Origin of the sequence: Salinicola sp. RZ23 (assembly GCF_003206675.1) — a bacterium.
In the GTDB taxonomy this organism is placed as follows: domain Bacteria; phylum Pseudomonadota; class Gammaproteobacteria; order Pseudomonadales; family Halomonadaceae; genus Salinicola; species Salinicola endophyticus.
Map to the genome: position 1 here is coordinate 130,449 of NZ_PZJK01000009.1, position 22,514 is coordinate 152,962.

Below are 22,514 nucleotides of genomic sequence, written 5' to 3' on the forward strand. Positions count from 1 at the left end.
TATCACTCCTTGGTGTTCAAGACATCGGTGGTGTCGACGTCGGCGGTCGCGTCCGATGACGTCACGCCACGGTCATCGGTGATCAGGCGCACCAGCCCGTGGTAGAGCATCATGGCGGCGCTGATGGGGATGGCGACATGGATCCAGGTGTAGGGGATCTGCAGCATCGGGGTGCTGCGGAAACGCGAGAAGGGCAGCAGTTCCAGACCCCAGTAGAGCATCGCCAGGGCACACAGCATGACGACGCCGACATTGAAGATCCGGGTATTCCAGCGGCGCAGCCGGGGCGGCAGCTTGTCGCCCAGCAGGCCGATCAGGACGTGCTCGTTGCGGCGCACCAGGGCGCTGGCGCCGAGAAAGGTCGCCCACACCATCAGCAGCTGCAGTACCTCCTCGCTCCAGGCCAGCGGTGCGGCGAAGAGATAGCGCATGAAGACGTTGGCGATCGCCACCACGAACAGCCCGAACAGCGCCAGGCTGGCGATCACCTCATCGAGGCGCATCAGGCGGTCGAGGGCCTTGAAAAGCGTTTGCATGGTCAACTCCATGGCGCTCCCGCTCGATGTCGAGCGGGAGCGCTGTCATGCCGGGAAAGCGGCTCGATCAACCGTTGATGATCTGACTCACCCGTTGATACAGCCCCTCGCTCCACTGCGGGAACGCCTTGGGAATCTCCTCCTGGGCGCGCTTGCGGAACGGGGCGATATCCACTTCGTTGACCTGGACGCCGGCATCCTTGAGCTGCTGCAGCGACTTGTCGGTCTCCTTTTCGACCAGCGTGCGCAGGTGCTGGGCCATCTCCTGACCGGTCTCGGTGAGGATCTTCCGATCCTCCGGGCTCAGCTGTTCCCAGAACGCCTCGCCGGTGACGAAGGGGGCGACGGTATGCATGTGCGAGGTGAGGTTGAGGTTCTTGACCACTTCATAGAACTTGCCGCCGTAGAGTACCGGCAGCGGGTTCTCGACCCCGTCGACCAGGCCCTGGGCCAGCGCCGGATAGACATCGCCCAGCGACATCGGCGTGGGCACCGCGCCCATCGCCTTGATCGCGGCGACGTACATCGGCGAGTTCTGGACCCGGATCTTGACCCCCGAGAGGTCTTGCGGGGTCGCCACGGGGTCGCGGGAGAGCAGCTGGCGCACACCGTAGACGGTATTGGGGATCACGATGTGATAGCCGGCGGCTTCGACCTTCTTCTCCTGCTCGGCGAACCAGGCGGAGTCGAACACCTTGAGCTTGCTGTCGAAGTCCTTGGCCAGATAGGGCGCATCGAGCACCGAGAGATCGGGCACCGAACTCATGAAGTTGGAGTAGGCGGTGATGGTGATCAGCGGCGAGCCGAAGCGCGCCTGCTCCATCACTTCGGTCTCGCCACCGAGCTGGCTGGCGGGAAACGCCTTGAGCTGAAGTTCGCCGTGGCTCTCTTCGTTGACGCGTTCGGCCCAGGCCTTGACCGCGACGTCGACCGGCTCGCCCGGCTGGTTGCCGTAGGCGACGCGGATCTCGGTGGCGGCCTGGGCTGGCCCGGTGAGCGCCAGGGCACTCAGGCCGGCGAGGGAGAGGGAAGCGGTGAAGCGGAACCAGCGCTGCATTGTCATGGGTGTTTCCTCTTGTCGTTGATCTGCTCGTTGTCGATCTTGTCGTGGTCGGTCAAGCGTGGTCGGTCATTCGTGGGCGGCGTCAGGGCCTCTAGTTCGCCCCGCCGAGGGCATCGATGAGCCCCGGGACGCGACGCCCCTGGCGCTCGGCCTGTTCCACCACCGGGCGCAGGCGGCGCTCCAGCTTGGTCGCGTGGTGCTGGGCGATATCCGCCAGGCGGTGGTCGAGAAAGGGGTTGGCGAAGCGCTCCAGGGTGACGTCGCGGTAGCGTTCGAGCGCAGCCAGCGGCAGTTCGGCGGCCAGCGTCGGCAGCACCTCGGCGTCGAGCAGCGCGCGTAAAGGCTCGCTCAGCTCGGGGCGCTGCATCGCCTCGCGCACCGTCGCCACCGGTTGCCCCAGACGCTGCCAGTGGTGGACCAGCACGCTGTGGGCGAGGTTGAGGATGTGCAGCTTGCGCAGCATCGCCGGGCGCAGGTCGTCGACGACCTCGACGTCGGCATGCACGCACGGCAGCGTCAGCCCCGGGCGGCGGGCGATCGCCCACAGCGCATAGGGTTCGGCGATGGCACCCAGCGGCTCCAGCGGTGCCGAGACGATGCGATCGACCAGGGTGTCGGCCCACACGCAGCGGGTCTCCAGCCAGGTGACAAAGGCGTCGGGGTGGCCGTCTTGCCGGGCCAGCCGGGTCACCCGTGCCAGCAGCTCGCTGGCGTTGTGCTCGATCAGCTCGCAGGGCAGGATCGTCAGCCCGTCGCGGCCGGCGTCGAAACGTGCCCGCAACAGCTGGGTCAGCTTGCCGGGATAGCTGGCCGGCACCGGGGCGAGGCTCGAATCGGTGCCGACCTCGAAGCCGTTGTCGGCGGTGTTGGAGACGATGATCTCGGCGTGCTCGACGACGTGGCGGGTCAGCGCCTGCCACTGCTCGGCGGCGATGAGACAGGCATCGATGCTGTCGACGTGCTGCTCGCGGTCGATCTCCACGCCGTCGCGGCGGCCACGGATCTGCAGGGGATAGCGCCGCTGGGCGGCGAGCAGGCGCGCCTTGCGCTTGCCCTCTTCGCGCGGCGAGGACTGCACCACCAGCAGGCGGCGCGAGCTGGCCCCGCTGGCCAGCGACTCCGAGACCAGGGCATCGACGTGGGCGAGCAGAAAGCGCCCGGTACCGAACTGAACGATGCTGGCCTGACTGTCGAGGGCATCCGTGGACGGGTTCATGGCGAGACGACTCATAGCGACACCCCGCGCTTCCACGGAATGAAGTCGTGCTGGGAGAGACGCTGGGCCTGGGTCACATGGCGCCCGGAGGCGACCTCCAGGCACAGCGCCAGCAGCGCCTCGGCGAGCTCGTCGATATCGCGCTCGCCGCGCACGATGGGGCCGGCGTCGAAATCGATGATGTCCTGCATGCGCTGCGCCAGCGCGCTGTTGCTGGCGATCTTGAGCACCGGCGCCACCGGGTTGCCGGTGGGGGTGCCGAGCCCGGTGGTGAAGAGGATCAGGTTGGCGCCGGAACCGGCCAGGGCGGTGGTCGACTCGACATCGTTGCCCGGCGTGCACAGCAGGCTCAGGCCCGGGCGACGGTGGGGCTCGGTGTAGTCGAGCACGTCGACCACCGGCGCATCGCCGCCTTTCTTGGCCGCACCGGCGGACTTCATCGCATCGGTGATCAGGCCGTCGCGGATATTGCCCGGCGAGGGATTCATCGAGAAGTCGGCGCCCACCGCCGCCGCGTGGCGCTGATAGGCGCTCATCAGCTCGGCGAAGCGTGCCGCCACCGTCTCGCTCACGCAGCGTGCGGTGAGCTCGTGCTCGACCCCGCACAGTTCGGGAAACTCGCTGAGCATGCCGCTGCCGCCCAGCGCCACCAGGCGGTCGACCACCGCGCCCACCAGCGGGTTGGCGGAGAGCCCGGAGAAGCCATCCGAGCCGCCACACTCCAGCCCCAGCACCAGCTTGTCGAGGGCGGCGGGCTGACGCGTGACCCGGTCGGCGCTGGCGAGGCCGTCGAAGATGGAGGTCAGGGCGTCGCGGATCAGGTGCTCCTCGCTGGGCGAGGACTGCTGATCGAAGTAGTCGACACGCTTGAGCCCCTGCGGGTCGCGCGCGGCGACCGCCGCCTTGAGCATGCGGATCTGCGCCTTCTGGCAGCCCAGGCTGAGCACCGTCGCCCCGGCCACGTTGGGATGGCAGACATAGCCGGCGAGCAGCTGGCACAGCGCCTCGGCGTCGTCGTCGGTGCCGCCGCAGCCGAGGCTGTGGGTGAGAAAACGCACGCCGTCGACATTGGGAAAGCGCCGCGACGGTGTCCCCTCGTCGGGCGCATCCGCGGTGGCTTCGATGCCGTCGAGCAGGCCCCGGGCCATACGCTTGTAGTCACGATAGGGGTCGTCACCCAGGGTGTCGGCGACGCACTGGCGCAGTACCTCGATATTGCGGTTCTCGCAGAACACCAACGGTATCACCAGCCACACATTGGCGGTGCCGACGCTGCCATCCGGGCGATGGAAGCCGTCGAAGGTCGCCTGGGCGAAGCGCGAAACATCGGGCGGCGTCCAGTCGCGTGACCCCGGGCGGGCGTCGCCACCGGCGGTGGCGTGGGCCAGGTTGTCGGTGGTGATCGCGCCGCCGCGGGGGATCACCCGGGTGGCGCGGCCCACGGTGACCCCGTACATGGTGACCTCATCGCCAGGTGCGAGGTCGCTGAGCGCAAACTTGTGCTTGACGCGCACGCTGTCGGCCAGGGGGAAGCGCAGGTTCGCTACTGCCACTTCGCGCCCGGCGGGCAGGTCGGTCAGCGCCACGGCGACGTTGTCGCGGGGGTGGATGCGCAGGCTCAGACGCGTCGGCGCGTCGCTGGCGATGGTCGCCGGATTCATGCCTCGGTCTCCGCGTCGTCTTCGAGGGTCACCATGGCCTTGATCACGCCGCTGCCGGGCGCGCACCACTGGGGCATCAACGTCGGCAGCGACTCGAGCCGGCCGCGGTGGGTGATCAACGGGGCGGTCTGTAGCCGGCCTTCGGCCATCAGCTGGGTCACGTGCTCGAAATCCTCGCGCGTGGCGTTGCGGCTGCCGAGCAGGGTGAGCTCCTTCTTGTGGAAATCCGGGTCGCTGAAGCTGATCTCTGCCTTGACCACGCTGACCAGCACGTAGCGCCCGCCGTGGCCGGCGAAGTCGAAGCCCCGATTCATCGCCTTGGGGTTGCCGGTGGCGTCGAACACCACGTCGGCCAGGGCGCCGGCGTTGAGCGCCTCGATCCTGGCCACCACGTCGTCGTCGGCGTGCCATACCGCATCGGCGCCCAGCGTCTCGCGGCACAGCGCCAGGCGTTCGCGGTTGGTGTCGACCATCGCCACCCGCGCGCCGCAGCTCTTGGCCACCTGCAGCACGCCGATACCGATCGGCCCGGCGCCGACCACCACCACCAGTTCGTCGGCGGCGACCTGGGCACGGCGCACGGCGTGGGCGCCGATGGCCTGGCACTCGACCAGCGCCAGCGCCTCGGGCGAGAGCGTCGGCACCGCCATCAGGTGGGTGACGGGCACATTGAGCGTCTGCGCCATGCCGCCGTCGCGGTGCACGCCGATCACCTCGAGCGCCTGGCAGCAGTTGGTGCGGCCCTGGCGGCAGGCGCGACACTCGCCGCAGTGCAGATAGGGGATGACGTAGACCGCCTGGCCGACCAGCGCCGGGTCGACCTCGTCAGCCACCGCGACCACTTCCCCGGCCAGCTCGTGGCCGAGCACGCGGGGGTACTCGAAGTAGGGCTGATTGCCGCCGAAGGCGTGGATATCGGTACCGCAGATACCGATACGGCGGATGGCGACACGCGCTTCGCCCGGCGCCAGCGGTGGCGTCGGGCGCTCGACCAGCGCCATCTCGCCGGGGCGCGAACAGACGACGACTTGCATGCGGATTCTCCTCACAAATAAGGGATATCGGCCTAAAGGTCAGGCCAATTGGCGCGCGGGCCGCCTTCCAGACTCAGGGAAGACGGCGCGGCGTTGCGGGGCGCTCAGCTCTCGATACAGCGCTGGCGCTGTTCGCCCAGCCCTTCGATGCCCAGGCGCATGGTCTGGCCCGGCTTGAGGAAGACCTTCGGATTTTGCCCCATGCCCACGCCCGGGGGGGTACCGGTGGAGATCACGTCGCCCGGCTGCAGGCTCATGAAGCGGCTCAGGTAAGCGACCAGATGCGGGATCTGGAACACCATGGTGCGGGTCGAGCCATCCTGGTAGCGCTGGCCGTCGACCTCCAGCCACAGATTCAGATCGTGGGGATCGGCGATCTCGTCGCGGGTCACCAGCCAGGGGCCGAGCGGGCCGAAGGTATCGCAGCCCTTGCCCTTGTCCCAGGTGCCGCTGCGCTCGAGCTGGAACTCGCGCTCGGAGACGTCGTTGATCACGCAGAAGCCGGCGACATGATTCATGGCGTCGGCTTCGTCGATGTAGCGCCCGCCGGTGCCGATCACTACGCCGAGCTCGACCTCCCAGTCGGTCTTGGTCGAATCGCGGGGGATCTCGACGTCGTCGTTGGGGCCGCAGATGGCGCTGGTCCACTTGTTGAACACCACCGGCTCGGCGGGCACCTCGGCGCCGGTCTCGGCGGCGTGATCCGAATAGTTGAGGCCGATGCAGATGAACTTGCCCACCCGGCCGACGCAGGGGCCGAGACGAGTGTCGGCGGCGACCTCGGGCAGGCGGCTCAGGTCGAGCTCGGCGAGTCGCGCCAGACCGGCGGCGGATAGCACTTCACCCGCGATGTCATCGATCTCGCCGGTGAGATCGCGCACGCGACCGTCGGCGTCGACGATCCCCGGCTTTTCCTGCCCCTTGGGGCCGTGGCGTAGCAGTTTCATGCCGTTTCCTTCTGTCTATGCATGGGTGCGTTCATCATCACTCTCTTTTAGTGCCGAGCGCAGGTCGTGTCAGGATGAACCCAGGGTTTGTACGAAAAGTCAGCGAAGGCCAGACCGGGACGCGTAGCCCAGGCAAGAATCGACGCAAACGGACCGGGCGGGCGCTCCCGCCGATTGTCGACGCCGTATTGCCGCGCACGGGTAGTTGTCGTGCAACGCCTAGTTGGACCAGCCGCCATCGATCATCTGCACCGTCCCGGTGATGAAACCGGCCTCGTCACTGGCCAGCCAGGTGGCCAGCGCGGCGATCTCCTCCACCCGGCCCAGCCGGCCCATGGGCTGACGCGCGACGAATTCGGCGAACACCTCGTCGGCGCTGCGCCCCTGCTGGCGTGCCTGCTCGGCGACCCGTTCGCGCAGCGAGGGCGAGTCCACGGTGCCCGGGCAGATGGCGTTGCAGCGGATGCCGCGGGTCATGAAGTCGGCGGCGATCGACTTGGTCAGCCCGATCACCGCGGCCTTGGTGGTGCCGTAGGCGAAGCGATTGGCGACCCCTTTGGTGCTGGAGGCGAGGGAGGCCATATTGATGATGCTGCCGCCGCCGTTCTCCAGCATCGCCGGCAGGGCGGCGCGCAGGGTGTAGAACATCGAGTCGACGTTGAGTCGCTGGGCCTGTGCCCACTGGGCGTCGTCGCACTCGAGGATCGAGCCGGCAGGCACCGTGCCGGCGCAGTTGAAGACGATATCCAGGGCGCCCAGCGACGCGATCAGGCGGTTCACCGCGGCGGCGTCGGTGACATCCAGCGCGTGGCACTCGGCGGCCTCCAGCCCGTCGAGCTTGGCCGCGTCGATATCGGTGGCGATCACCCGCGCGCCCTCGGCCAGGAAGCGCTCGACGGTGGCGCGGCCGATGCCCTGGCCGGCAGCAGTGATCAGAGCGGTCTTGTGGGCGAGGCGCATGGCGGGGCTCCTGAGCGTTGTCGAAGTTGGCTGACTGTTGTCGCACGGTGGCCTTTCGCTTCTAATGTCTAAAGGCCTGACCATTGGGCCGAGTATTATCCTATGCGTGGCGGCACCGCAAACCGCCAAACGTCTAATAGGCAGCGCCAGCGCCCGGGATTGCGTGCCAGTTTTCGACCAATGTCTAACAAGGACGCCGTTCCCGGGCGGCGGCCTGCCATAGGAGATCCCGCGATGCCGATTCAGACCATTCGCGCCCAGCGGCTCTATCGCCAGATCGCCGATCAGCTGCTGGCGTTGATCCGCCAGGGCGAGTTCCCGCCGGGCTCGCTGCTGCCGCCAGAGCGTGATCTGGCGCAGCAGCTCGGGGTCAGCCGCGCCTCGGTGCGTGAGGCGCTGATCGCGCTGGAGGTAGTGGGGCAGGTCGAGGTGCGGGTCGGCCACGGCGTGCTGGTACTGGAGCGTGCAGCGCCGGTGGAGACGTCGGTGATGCACGTCGCGCTTCGCCAGGAGCCGTGGGCGATTGATCCCGAGTTCGAAAGCGAGATCGAGCTCGACCTGGATCAGGAGATTCCGCCTTTCGCGCTGCTCGAGGCGCGCCGCTTCATCGAGCCGGAAACCGCGGCGCTGGCGGCGCTCAATGCCAGCGACGCCGATCTCGAGGCGATCCGCGAGGCCTACCAGCGCAACGTCGAGGACAACCGCCACGGCGGCAACAACATGGTCGGCGACCGCCTGATGCATATCCGCATCGCCGAGGCCTCGGGCAACGCCGCCTATGCCATGCTGCTCAAGCATCTGCTCGGCCATCAGTACGGGGTGATGTTCCGGCGGCTGCAGGCGCTGTTCATGTCCACCGACATGCCGCGCCGCTCGCAGCAGGACCACAGCCATATCCTCGCTGCCATCGAGGCGCGGGATGCCGAGGCCGCACGGGCGGCGATGGCGGCGCATCTCGACCACGTGCTCGGGGTGTTCTTCGATAGCTGAGCCGGGTGCCGTTGCCGCCGACGATTCGATCGTATCGATGCTCGAGGGCGAAAAAAGCCAGTGTCGACATGCCCGCGGGCCGACTAGCCTTGCAGGAGTATTCACCGGGACACGCATCCCGATCTGCCGGCCGTATGCGCCGGCGCTACCCCCGCTGCAAGGAGCGTGCAATGAGCAAGGTACTGGTGCTTTATTACTCGAGCTACGGTCATGTCGAGACGCTGGCCAAGGCGATCGCCGAGGGCGCCAGCGGTGTCGGTGGCACCCAGGTGGACGTGCGTCGGGTGTCCGAGCTGGTCCCCGAGGAGGTGGCCGAGCAGTCGGGTTACAAGACCGATCAGGATGCACCGGTGATCGAGAGCCCCGACGCCCTGGCCGACTACGACGCGATCATCGTCGGTACGCCGACCCGGTTCGGCAACATGGCCTCGCAGATGCGCAACTTCTGGGACATGACCGGCGGCCTGTGGGCCCAGGGCAAGCTGGTCGGCAAGGTCGGCAGCGCCTTCGTCTCCACCGCGAGCCAGCACGGCGGCCAGGAGACCACCTTGACCTCGATCCATACCACGCTGCTGCATCACGGCATGGTGATCGCCGGCGTGCCCTACAGCTGCGCCGGGCTCACCAACATGAGCGAGATCACCGGTGGCACGCCCTATGGTGCCTCCACCCTGGCGGGGGCCGACGGCAGCCGCACACCCAGCGAGAACGAGCTGGAGATCGCCCGCTTCCAGGGCAAGCACGTGGCCGAGCTGGCGGCCAAGCTCGCCGGCTGAGGCCGGTCGGCCAAGGCCCTTTTCCCCTGGGCCGATCAACGAGAGCCGCTGATCTCATCGAGGTCAGCGGCTTTTTCCTGGGCGATAGTCGAACTCGTGAAAATCCGCCGCGAGGCCGGTCCCGGAGAGATCCTGGGCGCAGAGGCCGATGAAGGTGCCGGTGAAGCGGATGTAGTCCGGGTCGTCGTCGCAGAGATGGGAGATGTCGAGTGGCTCGCCGATCGGTTGCCAATCGATAGCGTCGGCGTGTCGATCCGGATCGCTCTGCGTATCGCCCGGCGCATGGAAGAAACGCAGCTTTTCGCCCTCCAGGCGCGCCATCAGGCGCACGTCACCCGCCATCAGAGGGACATCGGCGGCCAGCGGCTCGTCGTAGACGCCATGGCGCGAGACGACGATACCGAGGCAACGGCCCAGCGTCTCCTCCCGGGTCACCCTGAGATAGACATAATCCTTGGTGTCGTAATAGAGGATCAGCCCCGCCATCTGCTGGAAATGCTCGGGGTCGAAGGAGAGGCGTGTCTCCACCTCCACGTCGAGATGGGTCAGTCGCCTGGCCAGCAGGCTCTGTCGGTGGGTCGACTGCATCGACTCGCCGCCCTTGAGTCGCAGACAGCCCGGGCGCTCGCTCAGCGACAGCCAGGTGTCGTCGAACGGCCGGCGCAGACTCTGCCAGTAGCGGTAGAGGCTCGGGCTCTCGAAGGTATCGTGATCCGGCTCGGCGAGGGGGGGCTGCCAGTGCAGCTCCGGGCCGGCCACCCAGTGGCTGGGGTAGGGGCCGCCATCGATGCGAAGCCAGTCATCCTCGGTCCAGACGCAGCGCTGCAGGGCGGTTTCGCGCCCCAGCATGCAGCGCCCGGCGACGACCGGGCGCGCACAGAGGTGGGCGCAGTACCACTCGCCCCTGGGGGTCTCCACCAGACTGCCATGGCCGGACTTCTGCAACTGATCGCGCGCATCCGGGTTCGAGGTGAGCACCGGGTTGGTCGGGTCGACCTCGTAAGGACCGGTCAACTCACGTGAGCGAGCTACCGTCATGGCATGACCGTAGCCGGTACCGCCCTCGGCGGTGACCAGGTAGTAGTAGCCGTTTCGCCGATAGAGGTGCGGGGCCTCGGTGATGCCCAAGGACGTCCCCCGAAAGATAGTGTGCACGGGCCCGGTGAGCTGTTGGCGTCCGATGTCGTAGCGCTGCAAGGCGATACCGGCGAAGGCGTTCCGGCCCTTGCGGAAATCCCAGATCATGTTGAGCAGCCAACTGCTGCCGTCATCGTCGTGGAACAGCGAAGGGTCGAAGCCGCTACTGTTGAGAGGAGTCGGTTCCGACCAGGGTCCTTCGATCCGCTCGGCGCTGACCAGGTAGTTGTGGGTGTCCTTGAACGCGCCACGGCGACTCTTGACGTCGGTGTAGATCAGATGGAAGCGGCCATGTGCGTAGCTCAGGCACGGCGCCCATACGCCGCCGGAATCGATGTCGCCGATCATGTCCAGCTGCGAGCGCCGGTCGAGGGGCGAGGGCAACTGGCGCCACTGGGCCAGATCCCGGGAGTGATAGAGGGCGACGCCGGGAAACCATTCGAAGGTCGAGGTGGCGATGTAGTAGTCGTCGTCGACCCGGAGTATCGACGGGTCCGGATGAAAGCCGGGCAGGATGGGGTTGGCAATGAGGGACATGCGATCTCCTGTCGCGACGGGGTTCAGCGTTTGGCGGCGAGATCGGCGACGATGGCCGGATAGCGCTTGTCGAGGTCGTAGAACAGCATCAGCACGATCATCAGTGCGCAGAGGCCCATCGGCAGATAGACGAACAGCGCCTGGATCGCGAACAGTGCGGTGTCGCTCTGCTCGCCGCCACCGCCGACATAGCCGCCGAAGGCCAGTATCCATCCCAGCAGTGCCGTGCCCAGTCCGCTGCCGATCTTGATGCCCATGCTGCCGCCGCTGTAGACCATGCCTTCGTTACGAATCCCGGTCTTCCACTCTCCGTACTCGATGGTGTCGCCGAGCAGCGCGAACATGCTGCCGTTGATCGGTGCCTTGCCGAGTCCGCGGATGATGGTACCGGCGACGATCAGGTAGACGTTGCCGAGGTCGATCAGCATGACGCCGTAGCCGACCAGGGTGATCAGCTCGCCGACGATGATCGCGTTGCGCTTGCCGTAGCGCTTGGTGATCGGCGCCACGAAGGCCATGCCTGCCAGGATGAAGACGATGTAGGCGGTCGTGATGACGCCTACCAGCCAGGTATCGTCGAGCAGGTACTGGGCGTAGTAGACGACCGCCCCGGAGTTGAGCGCGTTGAAGATATAGGTGATCAGGATGAACAGCGTGGCCAGCGCCCAGTAGCGATTCTTGCCGAGGGTGCGCAGGCTCTGCTTCAGGGGAACCGGTGCCTGGCGCCGGCGCGCTTCTGCCGGCTGGACGCGTTCGTGGGTGCTCTTGAAGGTGAACAGGAAAAGCCCTGTACCGATGGCGCCGAAGATCGCGAAGGTGACGATCCATCCCGCCTGGCCGCCGCCGAACAGCGTGGCGACCGGCAGCGTCAGGTTGCTGACCAGCAGCACGCCGATCAGCGCCAGGCTCATGCGGAAGACGTTGAGCAGCGAGCGCTGATACTGGTCCTGGGTGATCAGCGAGTTGAGCGTGCCATAGGGTACGTTGAGGCCGGTATAGACCAGGCATACCAGGTTATAGGTCACCGCGATGTAGACCGTCTGCCAGAACGGCGAGACATCGGGTACCGCGAACAGCAGCACCGCCGAGATCGCGAATGGCACCGCCAGCCACAGCAGCCAGGGCCTGGCCTTGCCGTGTCGCGAGGTGGTCTTGTCGATAACGTAGCCCATGGCGATGTCCGAGACACCGTCGAACACGCGCGAAAACAGCATGATAGAGCCGATGATACCGGCGGCGACGCCGATCACGTCGGTGTAGTAGTAGACGATGAAGATGCTCATCGCCTGCCAGATGAAATTGCTGGCCAGATCCCCGCAGCCGTAGCCGATCCGCTCCATCAGCGGTACGGCGGCAGCGGGATCGTGGGCTGACCCTGGGGTTGTCTCAGTGTTGCCTGTCTCTGGGGGGCTTGTCTCTGTAGGGCTTGTCGTCAGCGTGCTTGTCTCGCGCGTCATTATCACCTCGCTGCCTGTGAGGGTCGCCGCGGCCGCTGCTCGTGGCAGGACCGCGACGACCACCGCCTATCCGCGAATTGCCGCCTTACTCGTAGACCATCTCTTCGAGTTCCAGGCCCTTGGTCTCGCGGACGAAACGCGCCACGAAGAAGATCGAGATCAGCGCACACAGGGCGTAGAAGCCGTAGGCGCCGGTCAGCCCGATCGAGGCGAGCATGATCGGGAAGGTCATGGTGATGGCGAAGTTGGCCACCCACTGGAACAGCCCGGCGATCGCCAGCCCCGAACCGCGCACCTGGTTGGGGAACATCTCGCCGAGCATGACCCACATCACCGGGCCCCAGGAGACGTTGAAGCAGAAGACGTAGACGTTGGCGGCGATCAGCGCGAGCACACCGTTGCCGCTGGAGAGTGCCAGGCTGCCATTGACCATGTCGGCGGTGGAGAAGGCGTAGACCAGCAGCGCCAGGGTCAGTGTCATCCCCAGCGACCCGGCCCACAGCAGCGGCTTGCGTCCGATCCGGTCGATCAGGCCGATGGTGACCAGACAGGCGGCGATACTCACCGCGCCGCTGATCACGTTGATCATCAGGGCATCATTCTCGGAGAAACCTACCGCCTGCCACAGCACGGCACCGTAGTAGAACACCACGTTGATACCCACCAACTGCTGGAACACCGCCAGCCCGATGCCCACCCACACCAGCTTGAGCAGCTTGCCGGTGGCGGGATTGATCAGGTCCGACAGGCGCGGCTGATGGCGGCTGGAGAGCGACTGGCGAATCTCGCCCAGTCGGCGCTCGGTGGTGGTGGCGTCGTAGACCAGTCGTAGCACCCGTTCGGCCTTGGCCTCCTGGCCGGCGCTGACCAGAAAGCGCGGGCTCTCGGGGATGAACAGCAGGGCCACGAAGAAAATGCCGGCGGGCACCAGCTCCATCCAGAACATGCAGCGCCACGCCTCGAAGCCGAACCACAGCGGCTCGGTCGAGCCGCCGGCGACGTTGGCCAGGACGTAGTTGTTGAGAAACGAGAAGAACAGCCCGCCGATGATCGCCACCTGCTGGATGGTCGCCAGCCGGCCGCGCAGATGCGAGGGGGCGATCTCGCTGATATAGGCCGGTGACATCACGCTGGCGGCGCCCACCGCCAGACCGCCCAGCACCCGGTAGATGACGAACTCGAGCGAGCCCCCGGCAATACCCGAGCCCCAGGCGCTGATCAGGAACAGCACCGCAGCGACGATCAGCAGCGTGCGCCGGCCGAAGCGATCGGCCAGGCGCCCGGCGAAGAACGCCCCCACGGCGCAGCCGAGCAGCATCGAGGCGACGTTGAAGCCGGTGCCCACGCTCTCGGAGTGGAACGCCTGCTGGAGGCCGTCGACGGTGCCGTTGATGACCCCGCTGTCGAACCCGAACAGGAAGCCGCCGATGGCGGCGACGCAGCAGATCAGCATGACCACGAAAGGGTGTTGCGAAGCGCTGGATATTGGCATTGTCAAGCTCCGTTGGCGTGTGTCCAGGCGTATCACTCGGTATGGATACGGGCGTGAGTCATGGGGCGAGCCTGGGGGCGGTCACAGCCAGCCGGCATCGACCCAGTAGTTGTGGGCGGTACAGGCGGCGGCATCGTCGGAGGCCAGGAACAGCACCATCGCGGCCACGTGCTCGGGATGGATGCGCAGCTTGAGCTTCTGCTCGGCGACGATCTGGGCTTCATCCTCGGGGGTGTACCAGCGCGACTGGCGTGGGGTCTTGACGTTGCCGGGGATGACGCAGTTGACGCGGATACCGTCGCTGCCCAGATCGCTCGCCAGCGCCCGGGTCAGCCCCTCGATACCGGCCTTGGCCGTTTCGTAGAGCAGCATGCCGGGCTGGCCCAGGTGCCAGCTGATCGAGCCGAGGTTGACGATCGCCCCCTGGCCCTGACGGCGCATGGCCGGTGCCACCGCCCGTGCCGCCAGCACCAGATGGCGCAGATTGACGTTCATGCGCTCGTCCCAGTACTCAGGAGTGACGTCCTCCAGCCGGTGGCGGTCGTCGTTGGCGGCGTTGTTGACCAGTACGTCCACTGCGCCGACCGCCTCCAGGGTGGCGGCCAGGGCCGCCGGGTCGGTGAGGTCGCAGCGGTGGTAGTGCACCGTGTCGCCCAGCTCGGCGGCCAGCGCCTCGGCTTCGTCCAGAATGTCGAGAAAGTGCACCTCGGCGCGCTGGGCGGCAAAGGCGCGCACCAGCCCTTCGCCGATGCCGGACCCGCCGCCGGTGATGACGACGCGCTTGCCTTGGAGGCTGGGGTAGATCGCTGAGGGCATGGCACGCTCGCTGTTCGTGAAGAGTTAGTAAATAGTATTAACTAATGGCGCGTCTCAGCATGCGCCGGGGGCGGGACGCTGGCCATTGGCCATTGGTGGTAAGGGCAAGAGTGGCGGTGGGTGCGGCTGTCGTTGGCTCTGACGCTTTCGTTGGCTCTGATATAGTCCCAGCATTACCCTCCGCGCCGAGCCGTCCATGCCCAATCACTTCACGCCCCATGCCGCCGGTGATCTCAACTACCTGAAGAGCCTCAATCGCAGCACGATCCTGAGCACGGTCCGCCGCTATCCGGGGCTGTCGCGGGCCGATATCGCCCTGCGCACCGGGCTGACCAAGGCCACCGTGGGCAGCGTGGTCAACGCGCTCAGCGACAGCGGCTGGCTGCGCGAGGGCGAGCTGCACGCCCGCGGCGGCGGGCGTCCGGGGCGCTCGCTCTACCTGGATGGCGAGCACCATGTGATGCTCGGCGCCGAAGTGGGGGTGAAGGGGCTGCGCGTGGTGGCGTGCAATCTCCAGGGCGAGCTGCTCGCCAGCCAGCGTCTGGACGATTCGCCCACCACGCCGGCACAGACCGCGGCGGTGCTGGCGCGGCTGATCGAGGCGCTGCGCGGCGATCCGGCGATCGCGACGCGGCCCTGTCTGGGGCTCGGAGTGGCGCTGCCGGGGCCGGTGGCGCCGCAGGCGCCGATCCTGCGTCTGGCCCCCAACCTGGGCTGGGTCGACGTCGACTTCCTGGCGCTGTTACGCGCCGAGCTAGACTGGCCGGCGGGGGTGTGGCTGCTCGACAACGAAGCCAATGCGGCTGCCTTCGGCGAGTTCTACTTCATCGAGGGCGCGCCGCCGGAGTCGATCGCCTATCTCAGTGCCGGCAGCGGTATCGGCTGCGGCGTGGTCAGTGGCGAACATTTCCCGGTGATTCCGCGGGGGCACCAGGGGCTGGTGGGGGAGATTGGCCACACCGTGCTGGTGGCGGAGGGGGCGCGCTGCCACTGCGGCAATCACGGCTGTGCCGAAACCCTGGTCAGTGGCTGGATGCTGCGCGAGTCTCTCGGCGTGGAGGCCGATGCCAGCCTGAGCGCATCGCTGCTGGCGCGTCTCGACGAGCCCGAGGTCCGTGCGGCGCTGGCGCGGGCCGGGCGTGCGCTGGGGCTCTTGATGCTCAACCTGCATCACACCCTAAACCCCTCGATGCTGATCCTCGGTGGCTCGCTGATGCGCCTCGGCGAGCCGCTGGTGGCACCGGCGCTGGCCTACTTCGATGCCCACCAGAACGACCTGCTGCGCCAGACCCAGCGGGTGCCGGTGAAGGTGGTCGAGGACAGCACCTTCACCGCCGCCCGCGGCGCCGCCGCCCAGGTCATGGCCCGGGCGGCGATCGAGGTCTGAGCCGCGCTCAGTTGCGCTGCAGGCGCACCTCGCTGGAGCCGTTGCCCTTGGGCTCGACCCGGATCTGGAGCGGGATTCGCTCGTGCATCTCCTGCACGTGGGAGATCACACCGACGCGTCGGCCCTGGGCCTGCAGGCCATCGAGGGCATCCATCGCCAGCGCCAGCGATGCCGGGTCGAGGCTGCCGAAGCCCTCGTCGATGAACAGCGACTCGATCGCCAGCTGGTGCGAGGCCATCGAGGCCAGCCCCAGCGCCAGGGCCAGCGACACCAGGAAGGTCTCGCCGCCGGAGAGCGAGTGCACCGAGCGCCGCTCATCGGCCATGTCGCCATCGATCACCAGAATGCCCAGCTCGCTGCCGCCCCGTTCCAGGCGGTAGCGCGGCGTCAGCGCGCGCAGGTGCTGGTTGGCGTGGGTCAACAGGTGGTCGAGGTTGTAGGCCTGGGCGATGCGCCGGAAGCGCTTGCCGTCGGCGCTGCCGATCAGGCCGTTGATCCGCTCCCAGCGCTGCAACTCCTGCGCCGCCGCTTCGCGCTGGCGCGCCCCCTCCTGCTGTACCTGGCGCCGGCGGTCGTCCTCGGCGAGCTGCTGCTGGGCGGTGTCGCGGCGCCGCTGCTGTGCCTGCCATTCGCTCTCCAGTGCCTGCAGGCGCTCGCGCTGGGCAGCGTGGCGCGCGCTCAGCGCATCTTCGTGCTCGGTATCGAGCAGCCGCGCCTCGGGGGTCTCTGGCAGTAGCAGACGGCGCTGCTCGATCAGGGCGCGGCGGCGCTCCTCGACGGCGACCCGGGCTGCGTCGCGCTCGCGCTCGCGCCGCTCGCAGGTCTCGCGCAGCTGTCGATGTGCGGTCTCGGTGTAGCCCAGCAGGGTCTCCAGCCGCGCCTCGTCGAGCTCGGGCTGGGTGCGCCGCCACGCCTGCCAGGCGTGCTCGAGCTCGGCGTGGGTGGCCTGCTCCTCCTGCTGGCGCTGGGTCAGATCGGCGATCTGCTGGGTCAGCCGTGCGTGGGTCTGCTCCAGCGTCTGCCACTGCGCCTGGTGCGCTTCCCACCGCTGCTGCGTCTGCTGGCGCTGCGCCTCCAGCGCGGCCTGCCAGGCCTGGGCCGAGGCGTGCTCGCCCAGCGCCGCGCCGAGTGCCTGGTGTGTGCGTGTCAGCGCCTGCTCCAGCTCCGGCAGTGCGGCGGCGAGCGTCTCCAGGCGAGTCCGGTCGAGGGCCTGGTGTGTCTCCAGCTTGCCCAGCGCCAGGGTCAGGCTCTGACGCTGACGTTCGAGCGGGTCCAGGGTGCGTTCGATGGTGTCGAGCCTCTGCAGCCGCTCGCTGGCCTCCTGGCGTTCATCCCGGGCCTGCCCGCGCTGGCTTTGCAGCCACTCGCCAGGGTGCTCGGCGTCGCTCAGCTCGGCGCTCAGCGGGTGGTCGGCCAGGGCACTGGCGGCGGCATCGCGGGCCGGCACCAGCGCTTGCTGGCGCTGCTCGGCAGCCAGCAGCGTCTGGCGGCAGCTGCGCCACTCGACGCTCAGCTCTTGATGCTGTTCTCGGGCGGCCGCCACGCGCTGGGCCTCCTGCTCGAGCTGCTGTCGCTCCTGGGCTTCGATGCTGGCGACCAGCGCCTCCCCCGGATGCGCCGGCGGCGCGTCGCGGTAGGGGTGATCGGTGGCGCCACACACCGGGCACGGCGTCTCTTCACGCAGCTGCTGGCGTAGCCGCGCGACCTCGTCGCTGCGCGCAGCGCGGGCGCTCTCGATCTGTTCGCCGATCTGGGCCTGGCGCTGCTCGGCTGCGGTGAGATCGCGCTTGGCCTGCTGGCCCGCCTGTTCGAGTTGGGTCAGCCGTTCGCGGCTCTCTGCGAGCTGTTGCTGCAGCGTCGCCTGCTCATGATCCAGACGCTCGCGTTCGCGCCACGCCTGGGTCAGAGTGTCCAGGGCGTCTAGCCGTGTCTGGACGCTGTCACGGCTGTGGTTGAGGGCGGCGCGCAGGTCAGCCGCGGCGGTCTCCGTCGTCGCTGTCTCCAGCAGCGCAGCGAGGTGCTGCTGCTGGGCCTCGATCTGCTGCGCCTGGGTGGCCAGGCGCTGCTGTAGCTGCGTCTGCTGCTGTGCGCTCTCGGCCGCGGCGGCATTGAGTTGCGCTTGCTCCGCGTGCTGCTGATCGCACTGCTGCTGGAGCCGATCACGCTCGCTCTCCAGCTGGCGCGCCTGCTCCAGCTCGGGCTGCGCGTCGCGCTGCGCGGCGGCGGCGCGTTCGCGGGCGGTGCTGGCGGCTTCCAGCTCGGGTGTCAGGGCCTGGCGTTCGCCGTCGCAGCGGTCGAGTGCGGCGCGGGCTTCGGCCAGCTGCTGCCCACGCCGGGCCAGGGTCTCTGCCAGGCTGCGTCGCTGCTGGGCACGCTCGCGCCAGGGGGCAATGGCGTCGAGCTGGGCGAGGGTGTGGCGCTCCTCCTGGGCGGCGGCGATCGCTGCCTCGGCCGCCTGCAGGGCGCTCTCGGCCTGCTGCCAGTCGGCGCTCAGCCGGGCCTGGCGTTCGAGCTCGGTGCCCTCGCCACGCAGCTGCTCGCGCCGGGTCTGCAGCGCTGCCAGCGCCTGCTGCTGTGATGCGGCCTCGCGCTCCAGGTCGGCGCGGGCCTCGGTGTCCGCCGGCAGGGCGTCGGCGAGGCGCGCCTCGATCGCCTCCAGCGCGCCTCTGGCCGTGCGCGTGCGCTGGAAGGCGGCGCGCGAGATGGCGGAGTAGTGCTGGGTATTTGTTAGCTGCTCTAGTAGAGCCCCACGCTCATTATCTTCTGCCTTAAGAAATGCAGTGAATTCGTTTTGCGCGAGAATCACTGCTCTGGTGAACTGCTCAAAGTCTAAACCGACCTTCTCTTTTACCAGCTCTTTGAATTCACGCTTCTGCGCTGAGAGTATCTGATTGTTATCTAGGTCAATTAAAGATTGCCCTGATTTTTGTAAACTGCCATCGATCTTGTCTCTTGCTCGGCGAACTGACCAATTGGCTCGATATTTTCTACCGTCGCGGCCTAGAAAGTCGACCTCGGCAAACCCGCTAGCGCAGCCTCTACGAAGCAGAGTGCTCGGGTTGGAGGTGCCCAATTTGCTGCCATCGATATCTTCTATTTCAGAGCCCTGACCCGGCGCTCGGCGCAGTCGCGGCGTGCTGCCATAGAGCGCCAGGCAGAGCGCATCGAGCAGGGTGCTCTTGCCGGCGCCGGTGGGGCCGGTGATGGCGAACAGCCCCTGGTCGGCGAGCGGGGCGGTGGTGAAGTCGAGCTCGTGGCGTCCTGCCAGCGAGGCCAGGTTCTCCAGCCGGATGGCGAGTATCTTCATGTGTCTGGCTCCGCGTCCTGTACCTCCTGTACCAGGGTGGCGAAATCCCGCGCCACCGCTTCCGGCGGTGTCTCGCCATACTCGGCCTGCCAGCGGCGGGCGAAGATCTCCTGGGGGGTGAGGCTGTCGAGATCGACCGCGATGCTGTTCGCGGTGTCGCCCCCGGCGTTGGGGTAGTGGCTGTGGATGCGCAGCAGCCGCAGCGGCTTGTCGGCGATCGCCGCCTCGATCCGGGCGCGCAAATCGGGCTGCGGCGTCTCGAGCGCCACGCGCACCTCCAGCCACGGCCAGCGCTCCCGCGGCAGCGCCTCCCCGGTGCTGGATTCGGGCTGCCACGCCATCAGCTCGGCCTCGACCGCCTCGACGCTGCCCGGACCGATGCGCTCCAGCGCCACGTGGCGAGGTATCGGCAGGCTCTCGACGGTGTCGAGTTCGGCCCCGTTCAGGCTCACTTCGAGCACCTGATGGCGGTAGTGGCTCTCGCTGAAGTCCAGCGGCAGCGGCGAACCGCTGTAGCGGATGCGCGGCTCGCCCACCTGCTGTGGCCGATGGAGATGACCCAGCGCTACATAGGCGATCGAGGGCGGAAAGAGCGCGGCGGAGATCGCCTCCTCACCGCCGATCACGATCGGCCGTTCGCTCGCCTCGGAGACGGCGGCGCCCTGCAGATGGGCGTGGCTCATCGCCACCAGCGCCTGGCCCGGTTCGCGGCGGGCCTCGGCGGCTGCGACCAGCTCGCGGTGCACGCGGGCGATGCCGTCGCGGTAGTCGTCGACATCGCCGCCGGTGACCTCCGCCGGACGCAGAAAGGGCAAGGCCAGGCACCAGGCGCGAATCTCCCCCGTGGCGTCGGGCAGCGGCACCAGCAGGTGCTCGCTGTCGAGCCTGCCATCCTCGAGCCAGTGCACCCGCCCCAGGGCATGGGTCTTGAGACGCTTCATCAGCGGCGCCGGCAGTTCGATGCGCGAACCGCTGTCGTGGTTGCCGGCGATCATCACGATCTCCAGCGTCGGCAGGGCGGCGTGGGCGGCGACGATGAAGTCGTAGAGCAGTTCCTGGGCCCGCAGCGAGGGATTGACCACATCGAAGATGTCACCGGCGATCAGCAGCGCATCGGGCTGGCGCTCGGCGAGCGTCGCCAGCAACCAGTCGAGAAAGGCGCGCTGTTCGACATGGCGCTCCTGGCCATGGAAGGACTGGCCCAGATGCCAGTCGGCGGTGTGGAAGAGTTTCACGATGCGGCGCCTTGTGACGTCTGAGAGGGTGAAGCGGCAAGCGCGATGCCAAGTGTAACGCGACGACCGCCTCGGAGAAGATCGGCGGAGGAAAAGAACGGCCATGGGCGGATCGAAGGCGCGGCGCATTGGAGAGACGCGTGCGCCGTGACTAGGCTTCTGGACGTCGACAGCACGGGAGAGCACCACCGCCATGGCACTACATGACTGGAACCTGACGCCGGAGGCGGCGATCGCCCTGCAGAAGCGGCTGGCACCGAGCGTCAGGCGCGAGGATACGCTGGGCGAGGTGGGCCTGATCGCCGGCATGGATATCGGCTTCGAGGATGGCGGGGAGACCACCCGCGCGGCGCTGGTGCTGCTCGAGTGGCCGTCGCTTGCGCTGGTGGAACAGGTGGTGCATCGCGAGCCGACGCGCATGCCCTATGTGCCGGGGCTGCTGTCGTTTCGCGAGATACCGGCGGCGCTGGGGGCCTTCGAGCAGCTCTCCCGGCGCCCGGATCTGATCATGGTCGACGGCCAGGGCATCGCCCATCCGCGTCGTCTGGGCATCGCCTCGCATCTGGGGCTGTGGCTCGATCTGCCGACCATCGGTGTGGGCAAGAGCCGGCTGTGCGGCCAGTTCGGCGAGGTGCCGTCGGCCAAGGGGGAGTGGACGCCGCTGACCGACCGGCGGCGCGAGGAGGACCCGAGCGATGTCAGTGTCGACGCCCGCGGCCGGGTCACCATCGGTGCGGTGCTGCGCTCGCGGGAGGGGGTGAAGCCGCTGTTCGTGTCGCCGGGGCACCGGCTCTCCCTGCCCACCGCGGTCGATTGGGTGGTGCGCTGCCTGGGCCGGACCAAGCTGCCGGAGCCGACCCGGCTGGCGGATCGGCTGGCATCGAGGAAGGGCGAGGTGGCGGTCAGCGGGCAGCTGTCGCTGTAGCCGCGCTGCCTAGCTCTCCGGTATTGCCGAGCGCAGACAGTTTTCGTCCATAGCCTAAACGATATCCAGCGATACCGGCTCCCGGGGTGCCGGGAAGGCGTCATCGAGCCGGGTGAGATCGTCAGCGTCGAGGGCGATGTTCAAGGCGGCGGCATTGGCATCCACGTGGGCCAGGGTCGATGCCTTGGGGATGGCGACCACCGGCCTTGGTCTCTCGTGCTGGTGGCAGGCGGGGCGAATGCTCCAGGCCAGCAGGATCTGGGCGGCGCTGGCGCCATGCTTGTCGGCGATCTCGTTGACCACGGTAGCGGAGAGCAGCTTGGCACGCAGTCGACCGCCCTGGGCGAGGGGGCAGTAAGCCATCACCGGCATATGGTGATCCTGCATCCAGGGCATGACATCGACCTCGATCCCGCGGGAACCGAGGTGGTAGAGCACCTGATTGGTCGCGCAATCGGCGGCGGCCGGCAGGGCTTCCATGGCCCTGAGGCTGCTGGCATCGAAGTTGGAAACGCCAAAGCGGCGGATCTTGCCCTGATCGCGCAGCCGCTCGAACGCCTCGAAGGTCTCTTCCAGGGGGATGCTGCCGGGCCAGTGCAGCAGATAGAGATCGAGGGTCTCGATCCCCAGCCGCTGGAGGCTGCCTTCACAGGCGGCGATGGCGCTGTCGCGACCGGCGTTCCAGGGGTAGACCTTGGAGACCACGAAGGCGTCGTCGCGACGACCGCGTAGCGCCTCGCCGACGACCTCCTCGGCACCGCCGTCACCATACATCTCGGCCGTATCGATCAGCGTCAGGCCAAGGTCCAGGCCGTGCTGCAACGCCGCCACCTCCTGCTGGCGCGGCACCCGATTCTCGCCCATATACCAGGTGCCCTGGCCGATGGCCGGCAAGGCCAGCGACGGGGCGCTTCGGGACTCGGGCAATTCGATCCGTGGTATCTGCCGGGGCATGGAATACTCCCTGTCGGTTGAGGCGTTACTGTTATGCTGGTCGCCACTCGCGGGTTTCGCAAACCCCTTCGTCGGTCTTCGTGT

Annotated in this window: 18 protein-coding genes; 4 read left to right on the top strand and 14 right to left on the bottom strand. The window is 67.7% G+C overall.

Features of this window, described 5'->3' with window-relative positions; all coding sequences use genetic code 11:
- Positions 1-2: 2 nt before the first annotated feature.
- The 7 genes from DOM67_RS09875 to DOM67_RS09905 all read right to left on the bottom strand — a co-directional run bounded on the left by DOM67_RS09875 (position 3) and on the right by DOM67_RS09905 (position 7,417).
- The gene (locus DOM67_RS09875) at positions 3-536 is read right to left on the bottom strand and encodes a TRAP transporter small permease (protein ID WP_110675475.1); all 534 of its coding nucleotides are present in this window, start codon (positions 534-536) and stop codon (positions 3-5) included.
- 67 nt (positions 537-603) lie between these two features.
- Positions 604-1,599, bottom strand: coding sequence for a C4-dicarboxylate TRAP transporter substrate-binding protein (locus DOM67_RS09880; RefSeq protein WP_110675476.1), 996 nt, complete (start codon positions 1,597-1,599; stop codon positions 604-606).
- Between the two features lie 91 nt (positions 1,600-1,690).
- Positions 1,691-2,815, bottom strand: a complete 1,125-nt coding sequence (locus DOM67_RS09885) for a mannitol dehydrogenase (RefSeq protein ID WP_110675477.1) — start codon at positions 2,813-2,815, stop codon at positions 1,691-1,693.
- Between the two features lie 11 nt (positions 2,816-2,826).
- Positions 2,827-4,476: an altronate dehydratase family protein gene (locus DOM67_RS09890; RefSeq protein ID WP_110675478.1), complete on the bottom strand. Its 1,650-nt coding sequence runs from the start codon at positions 4,474-4,476 to the stop codon at positions 2,827-2,829.
- A complete protein-coding gene (locus DOM67_RS09895) occupies positions 4,473-5,510 on the bottom strand; it encodes a zinc-binding alcohol dehydrogenase family protein (protein ID WP_110675479.1) in 1,038 nt (345 codons plus the stop codon). The genes DOM67_RS09890 and DOM67_RS09895 overlap by 4 nt, the downstream gene beginning before the upstream one ends.
- A 104-nt stretch (positions 5,511-5,614) precedes the next feature.
- On the bottom strand, positions 5,615-6,457 hold the full coding sequence (locus DOM67_RS09900; protein ID WP_110675480.1) for a fumarylacetoacetate hydrolase family protein: 843 nt from the start codon (positions 6,455-6,457) through the stop codon (positions 5,615-5,617).
- Positions 6,458-6,676: 219 nt separating this feature from the next.
- Entirely contained in the window at positions 6,677-7,417 is a 741-nt protein-coding gene (locus DOM67_RS09905) for an SDR family oxidoreductase (RefSeq protein ID WP_110675481.1), read from the bottom strand.
- Between the two features lie 234 nt (positions 7,418-7,651).
- Here DOM67_RS09905 and DOM67_RS09910 point away from each other — a divergent pair, with 234 nt between their 5' ends.
- On the top strand, positions 7,652-8,407 hold the full coding sequence (locus DOM67_RS09910) for an FCD domain-containing protein (protein ID WP_110675482.1): 756 nt from the start codon (positions 7,652-7,654) through the stop codon (positions 8,405-8,407).
- Positions 8,408-8,577: 170 nt separating this feature from the next.
- Positions 8,578-9,183 carry an NAD(P)H:quinone oxidoreductase gene (wrbA, locus tag DOM67_RS09915; RefSeq protein ID WP_110675483.1) on the top strand — a complete coding sequence of 202 codons (606 nt, stop codon included), beginning with the start codon at positions 8,578-8,580 and terminating at the stop codon, positions 9,181-9,183.
- Between the two features lie 63 nt (positions 9,184-9,246).
- Here wrbA and DOM67_RS09920 read toward each other — a convergent pair whose 3' ends face one another.
- The 4 genes from DOM67_RS09920 to DOM67_RS09935 form a co-directional block, all read right to left on the bottom strand.
- Entirely contained in the window at positions 9,247-10,857 is a 1,611-nt protein-coding gene (locus DOM67_RS09920) for a glycoside hydrolase family 43 protein (RefSeq protein ID WP_110675484.1), read from the bottom strand.
- Between the two features lie 23 nt (positions 10,858-10,880).
- A complete protein-coding gene (locus DOM67_RS09925) occupies positions 10,881-12,197 on the bottom strand; it encodes an MFS transporter (RefSeq protein WP_110675485.1) in 1,317 nt (438 codons plus the stop codon).
- A gap of 202 nt (positions 12,198-12,399) precedes the next feature.
- The gene (locus DOM67_RS09930) at positions 12,400-13,812 is read right to left on the bottom strand and encodes a sugar porter family MFS transporter (RefSeq protein ID WP_280951058.1); all 1,413 of its coding nucleotides are present in this window, start codon (positions 13,810-13,812) and stop codon (positions 12,400-12,402) included.
- 75 nt (positions 13,813-13,887) lie between these two features.
- The gene (locus DOM67_RS09935) at positions 13,888-14,622 is read right to left on the bottom strand and encodes an SDR family oxidoreductase (protein WP_110675487.1); all 735 of its coding nucleotides are present in this window, start codon (positions 14,620-14,622) and stop codon (positions 13,888-13,890) included.
- 196 nt (positions 14,623-14,818) lie between these two features.
- Here DOM67_RS09935 and DOM67_RS09940 point away from each other — a divergent pair, with 196 nt between their 5' ends.
- The gene (locus tag DOM67_RS09940; protein WP_110675488.1) at positions 14,819-16,009 is read left to right on the top strand and encodes an ROK family transcriptional regulator; all 1,191 of its coding nucleotides are present in this window, start codon (positions 14,819-14,821) and stop codon (positions 16,007-16,009) included.
- A gap of 7 nt (positions 16,010-16,016) precedes the next feature.
- Here DOM67_RS09940 and DOM67_RS09945 read toward each other — a convergent pair whose 3' ends face one another.
- Both DOM67_RS09945 and DOM67_RS09950 read right to left on the bottom strand, forming a co-directional pair.
- A complete protein-coding gene (locus tag DOM67_RS09945; RefSeq protein ID WP_110675489.1) occupies positions 16,017-19,316 on the bottom strand; it encodes an AAA family ATPase in 3,300 nt (1,099 codons plus the stop codon).
- Positions 19,313-20,551, bottom strand: coding sequence for an exonuclease SbcCD subunit D C-terminal domain-containing protein (locus DOM67_RS09950; RefSeq protein ID WP_110675490.1), 1,239 nt, complete (start codon positions 20,549-20,551; stop codon positions 19,313-19,315). The genes DOM67_RS09945 and DOM67_RS09950 overlap by 4 nt, the downstream gene beginning before the upstream one ends.
- Positions 20,552-20,744: 193 nt before the next feature.
- On the opposite strand from DOM67_RS09950, the gene nfi reads away from it, so the two are divergent.
- Entirely contained in the window at positions 20,745-21,476 is a 732-nt protein-coding gene (gene nfi, locus DOM67_RS09955) for a deoxyribonuclease V (RefSeq protein WP_110675491.1), read from the top strand.
- A 54-nt stretch (positions 21,477-21,530) separates the two neighbouring features.
- Here the strand turns inward: nfi and DOM67_RS09960 are convergent, their stop codons facing one another.
- Complete coding sequence (locus DOM67_RS09960; protein ID WP_110675492.1) at positions 21,531-22,430, bottom strand: aldo/keto reductase; 900 nt, start codon at positions 22,428-22,430, stop codon at positions 21,531-21,533.
- Positions 22,431-22,514: the final 84 nt, after the last annotated feature.

Bases quoted from the DNA above. Each gene is read 5' to 3' on its own strand.
- nfi (WP_110675491.1), top strand. From the start codon at position 20,745: ATGGCACTACATGACTGGAACCTGACGCCGGAGGCGGCGATCGCCCTG.
- DOM67_RS09935 (WP_110675487.1), bottom strand. From the start codon at position 14,622: ATGCCCTCAGCGATCTACCCCAGCCTCCAAGGCAAGCGCGTCGTCATC.
- DOM67_RS09905 (WP_110675481.1), bottom strand. From the start codon at position 7,417: ATGCGCCTCGCCCACAAGACCGCTCTGATCACTGCTGCCGGCCAGGGC.
- DOM67_RS09885 (WP_110675477.1), bottom strand. From the start codon at position 2,815: ATGAACCCGTCCACGGATGCCCTCGACAGTCAGGCCAGCATCGTTCAG.
- DOM67_RS09940 (WP_110675488.1), top strand. From the start codon at position 14,819: ATGCCCAATCACTTCACGCCCCATGCCGCCGGTGATCTCAACTACCTG.
- DOM67_RS09875 (WP_110675475.1), bottom strand. From the start codon at position 536: ATGCAAACGCTTTTCAAGGCCCTCGACCGCCTGATGCGCCTCGATGAG.
- DOM67_RS09945 (WP_110675489.1), bottom strand. From the start codon at position 19,316: ATGAAGATACTCGCCATCCGGCTGGAGAACCTGGCCTCGCTGGCAGGA.
- DOM67_RS09895 (WP_110675479.1), bottom strand. From the start codon at position 5,510: ATGCAAGTCGTCGTCTGTTCGCGCCCCGGCGAGATGGCGCTGGTCGAG.
- DOM67_RS09920 (WP_110675484.1), bottom strand. From the start codon at position 10,857: ATGTCCCTCATTGCCAACCCCATCCTGCCCGGCTTTCATCCGGACCCG.
- wrbA (WP_110675483.1), top strand. From the start codon at position 8,578: ATGAGCAAGGTACTGGTGCTTTATTACTCGAGCTACGGTCATGTCGAG.
- DOM67_RS09910 (WP_110675482.1), top strand. From the start codon at position 7,652: ATGCCGATTCAGACCATTCGCGCCCAGCGGCTCTATCGCCAGATCGCC.
- DOM67_RS09890 (WP_110675478.1), bottom strand. From the start codon at position 4,476: ATGAATCCGGCGACCATCGCCAGCGACGCGCCGACGCGTCTGAGCCTG.
- DOM67_RS09925 (WP_110675485.1), bottom strand. From the start codon at position 12,197: ATGGAGCGGATCGGCTACGGCTGCGGGGATCTGGCCAGCAATTTCATC.
- DOM67_RS09900 (WP_110675480.1), bottom strand. From the start codon at position 6,457: ATGAAACTGCTACGCCACGGCCCCAAGGGGCAGGAAAAGCCGGGGATC.
- DOM67_RS09960 (WP_110675492.1), bottom strand. From the start codon at position 22,430: ATGCCCCGGCAGATACCACGGATCGAATTGCCCGAGTCCCGAAGCGCC.
- DOM67_RS09880 (WP_110675476.1), bottom strand. From the start codon at position 1,599: ATGACAATGCAGCGCTGGTTCCGCTTCACCGCTTCCCTCTCCCTCGCC.